Raw genomic sequence first — 13,279 nt, 5'->3', positions numbered from 1 at the left:
GCATATCGAGGGTCGAGGACTCTGGCTTGCCGATCAGTTGTCGGACTTATTACCATCTTCGTATTGTAGGACAAGTGCTATTTTTTGTGCAATGTGTAGGCAGATTAGCGACCCGTTACGCGGTGTAGAGCTACCGTGACGAAGGACGCGCCAGAGCGTAACGCGGATAGAACAGGACGGGGGATGGACATGGTTGACGCACCACGAGGGCGACCCTCGCACACACAGTTGGCGCGCGAACTGGGCATCGCGATCGTCACGGGCGTGCATCCGGTGGGCTCGGTTTTGCCCGGCGAGCATGAAATCGCCGTCCAGCGCGGCGTCTCGCGCAGCCTGGTCCGCGAAGCCTTGCGGATGCTCAGCGCGAAGGGTCTGCTCGAAAGCAAGCCAAAGGCCGGCACGCGGATTCGCGAACGGGCGTCGTGGAATCTGCTCGATCCCGACGTCCTCGCCTGGATGTTCGAAGGCGAACCCGCGGTGGGATTCGTCCATAGCCTGTTCCAGCTAAGGCTTATCGTCGAGCCGGCAGCCGCCGAGTTTGCCGCCGCGTTGCGCACCCCGCGCCATGTGTCGCGGATGGGGCATGCGCTCGAGCAGATGCAGGAACACGGCCTCGCCAGCCCGATCGGCCAGGCCGCGGACCAGGCGTTTCACCATGTGATCCTCGAGGCGACGCAGAACGAACTGCTGGTCAGTCTCGCGGGAAGTATCGGCGCGGCGGTGCGGTGGACGACGATCTTCAAGCATCGCCAGACCCGCAAGCCGAGCGATTCGATGCCGCAGCACCGCGCGCTGTTCGACGCGATTGCGGAAAGCGATCCGGCTGGCGCGCGGGCCGCGACGATGGCGCTGATCGCCCAGGCGCAGGCGGACACCGAGCTGTCGTTGCGCGGCTGAAGCTGGCGCGAATCGTCTGAAGTTTCGCAGCTGACGCGGCGCGTGGCGCGCGAGCCGATGCTCATCTGCTTTGTTCGGACAGCTGGATTGACGTGTCGGAACGAACCAAACTAGTCTGACAAGTCACAAACGGTATCGCGACGATAGAACGCGACCGGCGATCTGGAGATGAGAGTATGACGATAACCCGCCGCGCGATCCTGTCCGGCAGCGCTGGGCTTGGGCTGGCATCGCTCGCTCCCGCGTCGAACGCAGCCAAGCCGACGAGCGCGAGGACACCGGGCGAAAAGACCGCGGGAGCGACACTCGCGCCGACGCCGCCGATGGGGTGGAACAGCTGGAACAGCTTCGCGACCACGATCACCGAAGCACAGGCGATCGAGACCGCGCGGATCATGGCGCGCGCCTTGCTCCCGTCCGGCTACGACATCTTCACCGTCGACATCCAGTGGTACGAACCCGACGCGAAAAGCTACACGTACAACGCCGCCCCCAAACCCAGCCTCGATGCCTATGGCCGGCTGATCCCCGCGCCCAACCGGTTCCCGTCGAGCGCCCGCGGTGACGGGTTTCGCGCGCTCGCCGACCAGGTCCATGCGCTCGGATTGCGGTTCGGAGTGCATCTGATGCGCGGCATTCCCCGCCTCGCGGTCGAACGCGACCTGCCAGTGCTCGGCACCAAGACCACCGCACGCGCTATCGCCGATACATCGAGCATCTGCCCGTGGAACCCCGACATGTACGGCGTCGACATGACCAAGCCCGGCGCGCAGGCCTATTACGACAGCGTGTTCACGTTGCTCGCCTCCTGGGGCGTCGATTTCGTCAAGATGGACGACATGAGCCGCCCCTATGATGCGCACGCGCCCGAGATCGAAGCCGCCGCCGCCGCTATCCGCAAGACCGGCCGTCCGATTGTGCTGAGCCTTTCGCCTGGCGAAACGCCCGTGCCGCGCGCCGATCATGTCGCGCGACATGCGCAGATGTGGCGGATCTCCGACGATTTCTGGGACAGCTGGCCGATGCTGGAGGCGCAGTTCACCCGGCTCGAAAACTGGAACGCACACCGGCGGATCGGCGGCTGGCCGGATGCGGACATGCTGCCGCTTGGTCGCCTGTCGCTCGGCGAACGCGATACCAAGTTCACGCCCAACGAACAGCGGACGTTGATGACGCTGTGGTCGATCGCACGATCGCCGCTGATCATGGGCGGCGACCTGCGTCATCTCGACGCGCCGACGCTGGCGTTGCTGACCAATCCGGAAGTGATCGCTGTCAACCAGGCGAGCCGCGACAACCAGCCGCATTTCGTCGCTGACGATACGCGAATATGGTCGGCTCGACCGTCAGGCGGCACCGACACGTATCTCGCGCTGTTCAACACCGGCAAGGAGGCCCGCGATGTGTCGATCGATCTGTCGATGCTCGGGATCGCCGGTCCCGCCAAGGTTCGCGATCTCTGGACGCGCACCGATACGGGCGTTGCGCGAACCCGCGTGACGCGGCGGCTGCCTGTGCATAGCGCCGGGCTCTACCGGCTGACGGCGGCATGATCCGCCACCTGATCGCGAGCGCCGCGCTCGTCGCGACACCGCTGGCCGCGCAGTCCGTCTCGCCAGCGCCATCGACCACGCCGAGCATCGCGCTCACTATCCGGCCGGCGGTCGATCGGCCCGGCACCGTGTTCGAAGGCTGGGGTACCGCGCTCGCCTGGTTCGCCAACGTCACCGGCGGTTATCCCGATGCGACGCGCGAGCGGTTGGCGGACCTGTTCTACGGCAAGGACGGTCTGGGCTGGACGATAGCACGCTACAATATCGGCGGCGGCAACGCGGCCGGAACCGCGCCGTATCTCCGCACCGGCGCGGCCGTGCCGGGATTCTGGCGCAAACCAGCGACCGCCGTCGGCCAAGACTGGTGGCGGCCCGACGATCCGGCGATGTGGAACTGGTCCGCGGATGCCAACCAGCGCTGGTGGATCGACGCGATCCGCCGCCGGGTGCCGTCGCCGATCTTCGAGGCGTTCTCCAACTCACCACCCTGGTTCATGACAGTCAGCGGCAAAGTCTCCGGCGCTGTCAAAGGCACCGACGGCAATCTTCGGGCCGGTCAGGAGCGTCCGTTCGCCCAGTATCTCGCGCGCGTTGTCGGCGAGCTCGAGCTTCGCCATCGCATCCGCTTCCGCACGCTGTCGCCGGTCAACGAGCCCAATACCGATTATTGGTTCGCGGCGAACACGCAAGAGGGCGCGCACTGGTCGCCCGCACGACAGGCGGCGATGATCGACGCGTCGGACGATGCGCTGAAGGCGGCCGGCCTCGCCACCACGATCGCCGCGCCGGACGAGACGAATTCGCACATCTTCGTGACCGATTGGACCGGATATCCAGCCGCGACCCGCGCGCGGATCGGCCAGCTCAACGTCCACAGCTACGGCACCGTCCACCAGACCGCTGTCCGCGATATCGCCCGCGCGTCGAATATCCGGTTGTGGATGAGCGAGAACGACACGCCGCTCGACAAGGACCCCGAGTCGTTCTCGGACATGGCCTCGGGCCTCGCGTTTGCGGAGCATGTCGTCGGCGATCTGAAGCGACTGGAGCCCGCGGCCTGGGTATTCTGGCAGGCGGTCGAAAATCTGAGCGCGAAGGACGGCAAGCCCGGGTCGAACTGGGGCTTGGTCAAGATGGACCTGTCGGCAGCGCCATCCGCGCCGCATCCGATCCGGATCTCGCCCAAATACTGGGTGATGGCGCAGTTCAGCCGCTATCTCCGGCCCGGCTATCGGCTGTTCCCGGTCGACGATGCGGACACGGTCGGCGCGCTGTCGCCCGATGGCCGCCGGATCGTGCTCGTGCACGTGAATGGCGGACCGATCACGCGGCGCTTGACCATCGCGCTTCCGAACGCGACGCTGCGCGACGTCGTCGTCACGGATGCAACTCATCAGGCGGTCAGTATCGGCGCCTTCCGCGGCGGCAGTGTAGCGGCGGCGCCAAGATCAGTGACAAGCTTCCTGTTCGACGCGCGTTGATCTCGCAAACCAGCAACCGTGCATCCCTCCCAGCCGCATTAAAAATTCGACAGACACACAAGCGTCATCGAACCGTCGCGGCGCCGTAACTTCCCGCGGCAATGGCGAACCAGAAGCCGCAGTACAGCGGCTCGGGGAACCACCATGAACCGTCTTTCCGGCCTGCTCGCAGGCGCCGCCCCCTGTGTCCTCGCAGCCTGTGCGTTCGCCGCACCACTGTCGGCACAGACCGTTACCGACACGCCCGCCACGGCAGCACCCGCTGAAGCGGAAGGCGCCGGCGGTGACATCGTCGTGCTCGGCTTCGGCCAGAGCCGCCAGGTCCAGAGCGTCAACGCCGCCGATATCGCTCGCCTAACGCCGGGATCGAGCCCGTTGAAGGCGATCGAGAAGCTGCCCGGTGTCAATTTCCAGGCCGCCGACCCGTTCGGGGCCTATGAATGGGCGGTGCGGATCTCGCTGCGCGGGTTCAACCAGAACCAGCTCGGCTTCACGCTCGACGGCGTGCCGCTCGGCGACATGAGCTACGGCAACGTCAACGGCCTGCACATCAGCCGCGCGATCATCTCGGAGAACGTCGCGCGCACCGATGTCGCGCAGGGCGCCGGCGCGCTCGGCACAGCCTCGACCAGCAATCTCGGCGGCACGATCGAGTTCTTCAGCGACAAGCCGCGCGACGTGATGAACGTCACCGGCGGCGGCACCTATGGGTCGGACAACACCTACCGCGCGTTCGCCCGCATCGACAGCGGCGATCTCGGCGGCGGGTTCAAAGGCTATCTGAGCTACGGCTACCTCACCACCGACAAGTGGAAGGGCGACGGCGTCCAGCGCCAGCACCAGGCAAACGGCAAGATCGTCAAGGATCTAGGCAGCCTCGGCTCGCTGACGGCGTTCCTCAACTTCTCGGATCGCCGCGAGCAGGATTACCAGGATCTCAGCCTCGACATCATCCGCCGCCGCGGGCTCGGCAACGACAACATCGCCGGCGATTACCCGCTCGCGCTGCAGATCGCCAAGGTCGCGCAGAATCAGGCCGCAGTCGCAGCCGGAAAGACCCAGCCCTGGGCCGGCGCCGGCACGACCTTCCCGACCGGTTTCGGCACGGTCGACGATGCCTATTACGACGCCGGCGGTCTGCGCCGCGACTATCTTGGCGGCGTCACGTTCGATGCCAATCTGACGCCCGAACTCACGCTCACCACGACCGGCTATTATCACGACAACAAGGGCCAGGGGTCGTGGATCACGCCCTATTCGCCGACCCCGGCGGGTGCCGCCAACGCCGACGGCACGCCGATCACCGCACCCAGCCCGCTCGGCTTCCGCACCACCGAATACGCGATGAAGCGCGGCGGTGCGTTGAGCAATCTCGCCTATGTTCACGGCGCGAACACGCTCGAGCTGGGCGGCTGGTACGAGACCAACACTTTCACGCAGGCGCGCCGGTTCTACGGGATGACCGACAGCCCAACGCCGAACCGCGATACGCTCGAATTCCAGAGCAACCCCTATGCCACGCAGTGGGACGGCAAATACACCACCGACACCATCCAGTATCATGTCGGCGACACGATCCGCCTCGCCGACGATCGCCTGGTGCTGAACGCCGGCTGGAAGGGCTTCTACGTCACCAACCGCGCGATCATGCTGCCGGCGACCACCTCGCCGCTCGCGGTCGGCAAGATCAGCGCGAAGGACTGGTTCCAGCCGCAAGCCGGCATCCTGTTCAAGCTGACGCCGGGCGCCGAGGTCTTCGCGGACTATAAGGAAAACGTCCGCGCCTACGTCTCTTCGGCGACCGCCGGCCCGTTCTCGACGACCCAGGCCGGGTTCGACGCGATCCGTGGCCAGCTCAAGCCCGAGCGCTCCAAGACGGCGGAAGGCGGCCTGCGCTATCGGTCCGGTCCGTTCCAGGCCTCGGCGGTCGGCTATTACATCGACTTCTCGAACCGCCTGCTAGGCTTTTCCAACGGCGCCGGGATCATCGGCAACCCTGCGACGCTCAACAACGTCGGCAGCGTCCACACCTACGGCGCCGAAGTCGCAGTCAACTACCGCATCTTCACGCCGCTCTCGCTGTTCGCCAGCTACTCGTACAACAAGTCGAAATACGCCGACAACGTGCTGTCCGCTAACGGCGCGGTCCTCGTCGCGACCGACGGCAAGATGGCGGTCGACAGCCCCGAGCACATGCTCAAGGGCGAGGTCGTCGTCGAGCAATCGGGCTTCACCGGCCGCATCGGCGCCGATTACATGAGCAAGCGCTACTTCACCTATCTCAACGACCAGTCGGTGCCGGGCCGTGTGCTCGTCGATGCGAGCATCGGCTACCGGTTCGAGGGCGACGGCGCGCGGCACGGCGTGTCGATCCTCGGCAGCGTGACCAACCTGACCGACAAGAAGTACGTCTCGACAGTCGGCTCGAACGGCTTCACCGCGAGCGGCGACAACCAGACGCTGCTCGCCGGCACGCCCCGCCAGTTCTTCGTGTCGCTGAAGAAAGGCTTCTGAACGGCCGGCGGATCACGCGCGACCCGCGTGATCCGCCTCACCTCGCACTATGCACGGAGGTGAAAACCATCCTCCGCACAGGTCGCCCGTAAGGCGTCTGTAAGTCGCTCGCGGCATTAGGAATGCATCGTCGCGACGCGCCGTTCCGGGATAGTCCGGTGACCGGGCCAGTGACCGGTATCGCCCGGACATCCTGTCGGGAAGGCACCCCGCCTTGTCGCGACATCCGCAACAAGGATGTTGTCCATGCCCGTCTGGCACACGATTCAGTCCGACCAGATCATGGTCACGCCCTCGGGTCTCCACATCGCGGCGATGGTGCGGACGATCGCCGTCAAGGCCATCCTGGATCCCGATACCGCGACGAGCCTGATCGCCGAGCCGCTCGCCAAGCGCCTGCCGCATATGCCCGACCCGTCTGCGCGCACATCGACGACTGCCGCGCTGCCGCTGCACCCGGCGATCGACGTCAAGCTGCGTGCGACGTACCACCCGATTTCACAGGCGCGGTTCGGGCCAGCTGAACCGGACGGTACGATGCTGGAGGTCGGCCGCGATGTCCTGATGCAGGAGACGGTCCAGCTAGACTTCGTCCGGGGCCGGATCGCCGCGGTCGGCAAGGCCGAGATGGCATCGCTGCAAACCCGCTTCACACCGATCCGCCTGACGCTGACAGCCAACGGCTATACCGCCGGCTGGAGCGCTACCTCGATCCCGTTCCACACGAGCGGAAAGCAAGAAGCGGCCGGCGTCGCTCGATCCGTAGCCTACGGCGCGCTGACCCTTGCGGTGCATGACGATGGCCGGGGCGGCCGCTGGTTCGGTTGGGATGCCTTTGCAGGCAAGCGGATCGTCCTCGACCTGCCGCATCGTACCATCTGGGTTGAAAAGCCCGGCACCTGATCGAGATGGTCGCACGGTCGACCGTCCCGATCAGCCGTGCGCCTACTTGCCAACCACCCCGCCGCCCGCGGCCTGGAACAACGCCACCGTGTCGGACAGCCGTGCCGCGCGGGCCTGCACCGCCTGCGACCGCGCCTGCGCATCGGTCGCGGTAGCGTTGAGCAGGGCTGGCGTGCCGACATCGCCAAGCGCCAACTGACGCCGGACGAACCCGAGCGCGCGGCCCGACGCGTCGGTCGCGCGGGTCGCGGCATCCAGCGCGTCGGCATCGGTGCGCAAGCCGGTCAGTGCATCGGACACATCCCCGAACGCCTGCAGCACCGCGGCACGATACTGTGCCTTCGCTCCCTCGAGCGCAGCCTCGGCAGCGTGCTGCTGATGCCGCAGCGCACCAGCGTGGAAGATCGGCTGCGTGATCCCACCGATCAGCGACCAGAACGGGTTGCCGCTCTTGAACATGTCGCCGAACCGCTCCGCCGTCCCGCCAGCCTCGCCGCTGAGCGTGATCGCCGGCAATCGCGCGGCGATCGCGGTGCCGACATCGGCCCCTGCCCCTTCGAGTTGCGCGCGCGCCGCCAGCACGTCGGGCCGCCGCGCGACAAGATCGGACGGCACCACCAACGGCAGATCATGTGGCAGGGTCAGCGACGCCAGCGTCGGCAACGGCGGCAGGTCCGATCCCGCCGCCCGCCCGATCAGCGTCGCGATCACCACGCGCTGATGCGCCTCGGCACGCACCAGCGGCGGCAGCGCGCCCTCGGCGGTCGCCAACGCGGCCTGTTGCGTCGAGACGTCGACCGCACCGACCGCCCCGAGCTGCTGCCGCTTGAGCAACGTCTGGAGAATGTCGCGATTGACTGCGATGCCGGTCTGCGCCGCCGCGATCTGATCGGCGAGCGACGCGCGCTGGATCACGGCCTCGACGAGATTGGCGATCACCGTCGTACGCGCCGCCGCCAGCCTTTGCCGTTGCGTCTCGGTTGCCGCGCGCGCGGACCGGATCTTCGACCGCGTGCCGCCGAACAGGTCCGGATCGTAGCTCACCGTCACCTGTGCAGTGTGCAGCGTGTAGAGCTGCTGGTTCTGATCGGCGACCGCCGGCGACAGCGCGTTCGAGATCCGCGTACGCTGCGCCTGATAGCTGGCGTCGACCTGCGGCAGCGCCGAGCCTGCGGTCGCGGCACCCTGTTCGCGGTATTGCCGCAAAATGGCCTCGGCGACCGCGATATCGGTCGCGTGCACCTGCGCTTCGTCGACCAGCGTGTCGAGCTGCGCGCTGCCGAAACTGCGCCACCACTCGGCCGGGACGGTCGCGAGCGTGGTCGCCTGCGCCGCACCGCTGATCGGCGCGATGGTCTGCGGCGCGGGAACCGGCGGCAGGCTGGCATGCGCGTCGAGAGTGCGCGGGCCCATCGTGCAGGCGCCGGTCGCTCCCGCCAGCAGGAGGATCGCAAGACGCTTCATGCCTGAACCTCCCCGTGACCGTCGGTATGTGGATGGTGCCCGACATCACGGCCATGCGCGCCGCGATCCTCGGGCGGCACGCGCTTCGAGAAGCGCGCGATCAGCACCGGCAGCACCAGCAGGATCAGGATCGGCGCGAGCGTCATCCCGCCGACCACGACCAGCGCGAGCGGCTTCTGCACCTGGCTGCCGATCCCGCTGGACAAGGCGGCGGGCAGCAGGCCGATGGCGGCCACCAGACACGTCATCACCACCGGACGCAGGCTGTGACGGACGGTGGTCGCCAGCGCATTCTCGCGCGCGAGCCCTTCGTCTATCGCCTGATTATACGTCGTGACTACCAGAATCCCGTCCATCACCGCGATCCCGAACAGCGCGACGAAGCCGATCGCCGACGAGATGCTGAACGCGGTCCCGGTCAGCGCGAGTGCAAGCACGCCGCCGATGATCGCCATCGGGATCGCCGAGAACGCCAGCAAGCTGTCGCGGATCGAGCCGAAGTTCGCATACAGCAGCAGCAGGATCACCAGCAGGCTGATCGGCACCACCACTTCCAATCGCGCGACCGCGTTGTTGAGATTGTCGAGCTCGCCTGCCCATTCGAGATGATAGCCCGACGGCAGGTGCACGGTCTGGCTTATCCGCGCATGCGCCTCGTCGACCGCCCCGCCGAGATCGCGCCCGCGGACAGAGAACTTGATCGGGATGTAGCGCTCCTGATGCTCGCGGTAGATGAACGAGGCACCCGTCGTCAGCTTGACGTCGGCGACTTCCGACAGCGGCACCTGGATCGTGCCCGCGCCATCGGGCGACGGCGCACCGATCGTGATCCGGCGGATCGCGTCGATCGTGTCGCGCTGTTCGGGTTTCAGGCGAACGACGATCGGGAAGTGGCGATCGGTGCCCTTCTCGTACAGGTCGACGTTCGACTGGCCGCCGATCGCCGCGGCGACGGTCGCGTTGATGTCGTCGGGGGTCAGCCCGTAGCGTGAGGCACGCGCGCGATCGACGTCGATCCGCACGGTCGGTTGGCCGAGCGACTGGAATACGCCAAGGTCCTCGATCCCGCGGACCTTGCCCATCTGCGCCTTGATCTGGTTGGCGTATTTCTCGAGCGTCGGCAGGTCGGGACCGAACAGCTTGATCGAGTTCGCGCCCTTCACGCCCGACGCCGCCTCCTCGACGTTATCCTCGATGATCTGCGAGAACGAGAAGTCGACGCCCGGATATTTGGCGCTAAGCCGCTTCGACAGTTCCTCGGTCAGCGTTTCCTTGGTGACGCCGCTCGGCCAGGTGTCGAACGGCTTCAGTGGCACGAAGAATTCGGCGTTGAAGAACCCGGTGGAGTCCGTCCCGTCGTCGGGGCGGCCATGCGCGGACAGGACTGCCTGTACCTCGGGATATTGCGTCAGGATGCGGCGGACGCCGTTGACCACCGGCTGCCCCGCCTCGAGGCTGACCGATGCGGGCAGCGTCGCGCGGATATACATGTTGCCCTCTTCGAGATGCGGCAGGAACTCGATCCCGAGCGAGCGCACGCCGACCAGAGCGACCGCCATCAGCAGCAGTGCGCCACCGATCGCGACGACCCGGTTGCCGAGCGCGAACGCCGCCGCCGGCTCGTAGACGCGGCGCAGCTTGCCGACGATCCACGTCTCCACTTCCGACAATTTGTCGGGCAGCAGCATCGTCGCCAGCACCGGCGCGACCGTGAAGGTCGCGATCAGCCCGCCGGTGATCGCATAGGCATAGGTCTTCGCCATCGGCCCGAAGATATGACCCTCGACGCCGGTCAGCGTGAACAACGGCAGGAAGCTCGCGATGATGATCGCGGCGGCAAAGAAGATCCCGCGGCTGACCTCGGAACTGGCGCCCAGCACAGCCGAGAAGCGGTTGGCGAGCGTATAATGCCCCTTCCCGCTTTCGACATGCGCGGACCGTTCGACCATGTGGCGGAAGATGTTCTCGACCATGATCACGCAGGCATCGACCACGAGCCCGAAATCGAGCGCGCCGACCGAGAGCAGGTTCGCGCTTTCCCCCTGCAAGACGAGGATCAGGATCGCAAAGGCGAGCGCGAACGGGATCGTCGCCGAGACGATGATCGCGCTGCGCAGATTGCCGAGGAAGATCCACTGGAGCGCGAAGATCAGCAGGATGCCGACCACCATGTTCTCCAGCACGGTGTGGATCGTCAGGTGGATCAGGTCGGAGCGATCGTAGATCCGGTCGAGATGCACGCCCGGCGGCAGGATACCCGACGCGTTGATGTCGGACACTTCCTTCTGCACCGCGAGGATCGTCGGCATCGACTGCGCACCGCGCTGCATCAGGACGATGCCCTGGACGATATCGTCCTGGTCGTTGTAGCCGGCGATGCCGAGCCGTGGCGCGTTGCCGATGCGGACGTGCGCGACGTCCTTCAGCAACACCGGCTGGCCACCGCCGGTGCCGACGAGCACGTTCTCGATACCGCCGACCGACTGGATCAGGCCGATGCCGCGGACGATCGCCGCCTGCGCGCCGAAGTTGATCGTCTGGCCGCCGACATTGCCGTCGCTCTTGGCGAGCGCGGCCAGCACCTGCGACACGGTGACGTTGTGCGCAGCGAGGCGATCATTGTCGATCACCACGTCGTAGGTGCGCAGCTTGCCGCCCCAGCCGGTGACGTCAATCACGCCCGGGATCCGCTTGAACCGGCGCTGGAGAACCCAGTCCTGCAGCGTCTTGAGATCCATCACCGAATAGCCCTTCGGCGCGGTGATCTTGTAGCGGAAGATCTCGCCGACCGGGCTGGTCGGGGACAAAGTCGGCTGCGCGCCACCCTGGAGCGGCGGGAGCTGCGACAGGCGGTTGATGACCTGTTGCTTGGCCTCGTCGTTGGTCAGGTCGTAGCTGAACTGGATCTTGATGTCCGACAGCCCGAACAGCGAGATCGCGCGGATCGCGGTCAGATGCGGGATGCCTGCCATGCCGACCTCGATCGGGATGGTGACGTTACGCTCCATCTCCTCGGCCGATAGGCCTTGGGTCTGCGTGATGATCTCGACCATCGGCGGGACCGGATCGGGATACGCCTCGATGTTGAGATTGTAGAAGCCGACGCCCCCCGCCACCAGCATGGCGAGGAAGATGCCGACGATCAGCAGCCGCTGACGCAGCGCGAATTCGACGATCCGGTTCATTCGCCGAGACCGGCTTCGTTGACGAAGAGCGCGCCCGCGGTGACGATCCGCTCGCCGGACTTGAGGCCTGCGGTGATCGTCACCTGACCGTCCTGCTCCTCACCCGCCGTCACGGTTCGCGCCACCAGCAATCCGTCGGGGCGTACCACCCACACACGGGCGTCGTCGCCTTCGTGGATCACCGCCGCCGCCGGCACGCGCAACGCATCGCCATTGTGCGCGCGTTCGATCGAGAAACTTGCGAACATCTGCGGTTTCAGCGCGCCGTCGGGATTGGCGATCGTCGCGCGCACCGGCAGGCGGTGGCTCTGCGGATCGAGCGCCGCGCCGACCAGATCGATCGTCGCATGAAAGCTGCGCCCCGGCAGCGCGGGCGTGGTGACCGTCACGCTGTCGCCAACATGCACCGCACTCGCATCCCCCTCGGCGAGCTGCGCGATCAGCCAGACGCGCGACGGATCGGTGATCGTCATCACCGGCTTGTCGCCACCCTGCGACAGATACTGCCCCGCCGACACGTCGCGCGACGCGATCAGCCCGGAAATCGGCGCGTGCAGCGTGGTCACGTCATGGATGCCCGAGACTTCGCCGACATTTTCCAGCCGCGCGATCTCGCCCTGCGACTTGCCGAGAATCGACAATTTGTCGCGCGCCGCACCCAGTGCCGCCTGCGCCGTGCGCGCAGTCGCCTGCGCCGCCGCCAGATCGGTCTTGGCCTGCTGATAATCCTTCAGCGCGCCACCGGCCGTCTCGTAGATCAGCCGCTGGCGTTCGGCGGTCCGCTCGGCGGTCGCAAGCTGCGCCTGCGCGTTCTGCGCAGCGGCGCGCGCCGCGAACAGGCCGCTGCGCGCATCGACGAAATCGCTCGTCTTCACCAGCAGCAGCGGCTGGCCCTGCGTCACATGCTGGCCGGCATCCGCGAGCACCCGGACGACCTGCCCGGAATAGGGCATCAGCACCGGCGTGCTCCGATCGCCATCGACCGTGATCGCACCGGTCGCGAGCGTCCGCGCGTCCGACGCACCGTAACCGACGCGCATCGTCGTCAGCCCGGCCATCTGGTCCTTGGTCGGCCGAAACGTGCCGGCTGGCGTTACCGGAGCGGGCGCAGCCTCGTGATGCGTAAGCTTGCCGATCAGCATGACGACCAGCACGACGGCGACGATCGCCCCCGCAGCGATCCCCAGCCAGCGCAGTTGCGCCGCCCGCGACAGGGCCCGGGTCGGAGGAAGCGTATCGGGTGTCGTCGTCGCGTGCATAATCAGCCCCTTGGGGATTAGAC

At 66.6% G+C, this 13,279-nt stretch carries 8 protein-coding genes; 5 read left to right on the top strand and 3 right to left on the bottom strand.

Annotation, left to right across the window (positions count from 1 at the left end; genetic code table 11):
- Positions 1–189 precede the first annotated feature (189 nt).
- From ACLBWL_RS10965 to ACLBWL_RS10945, 5 genes are all read left to right on the top strand, one after another.
- Positions 190–897, top strand: coding sequence for a FadR/GntR family transcriptional regulator (locus ACLBWL_RS10965; protein ID WP_447792922.1), 708 nt, complete (start codon positions 190–192; stop codon positions 895–897).
- 176 nt (positions 898–1,073) lie between these two features.
- Entirely contained in the window at positions 1,074–2,450 is a 1,377-nt protein-coding gene (locus tag ACLBWL_RS10960) for a glycoside hydrolase family 27 protein (protein WP_447792920.1), read from the top strand.
- A complete protein-coding gene (locus ACLBWL_RS10955) occupies positions 2,447–3,931 on the top strand; it encodes a glycoside hydrolase (RefSeq protein WP_447792918.1) in 1,485 nt (494 codons plus the stop codon). The genes ACLBWL_RS10960 and ACLBWL_RS10955 overlap by 4 nt, the downstream gene beginning before the upstream one ends.
- Before the next feature lie 144 nt (positions 3,932–4,075).
- Entirely contained in the window at positions 4,076–6,445 is a 2,370-nt protein-coding gene (locus ACLBWL_RS10950; RefSeq protein ID WP_447792916.1) for a TonB-dependent receptor, read from the top strand.
- Positions 6,446–6,691: 246 nt separating this feature from the next.
- The gene (locus ACLBWL_RS10945; protein ID WP_447792914.1) at positions 6,692–7,348 is read left to right on the top strand and encodes a hypothetical protein; all 657 of its coding nucleotides are present in this window, start codon (positions 6,692–6,694) and stop codon (positions 7,346–7,348) included.
- A gap of 42 nt (positions 7,349–7,390) precedes the next feature.
- Here the strand turns inward: ACLBWL_RS10945 and ACLBWL_RS10940 are convergent, their stop codons facing one another.
- Genes ACLBWL_RS10940 through ACLBWL_RS10930 form a run of 3 tightly spaced genes read right to left on the bottom strand, consistent with a single transcriptional unit; the run spans position 7,391 to position 13,256 of the window.
- Positions 7,391–8,812 carry an efflux transporter outer membrane subunit gene (locus ACLBWL_RS10940; protein ID WP_447792912.1) on the bottom strand — a complete coding sequence of 474 codons (1,422 nt, stop codon included), beginning with the start codon at positions 8,810–8,812 and terminating at the stop codon, positions 7,391–7,393.
- On the bottom strand, positions 8,809–11,997 hold the full coding sequence (locus ACLBWL_RS10935; RefSeq protein ID WP_447792910.1) for an efflux RND transporter permease subunit: 3,189 nt from the start codon (positions 11,995–11,997) through the stop codon (positions 8,809–8,811). Before ACLBWL_RS10935 ends, ACLBWL_RS10940 begins: the two co-directional genes overlap by 4 nt.
- Positions 11,994–13,256, bottom strand: coding sequence for an efflux RND transporter periplasmic adaptor subunit (locus tag ACLBWL_RS10930; protein ID WP_447792908.1), 1,263 nt, complete (start codon positions 13,254–13,256; stop codon positions 11,994–11,996). The genes ACLBWL_RS10935 and ACLBWL_RS10930 overlap by 4 nt, the downstream gene beginning before the upstream one ends.
- Positions 13,257–13,279 lie beyond the last annotated feature (23 nt).

This window comes from Sphingomonas sp. M1A8_2b (assembly GCF_053345535.1).
Note: the sequence above shows the minus strand (reverse complement) of the source record. Positions and strands in the feature narration are given on the sequence as shown.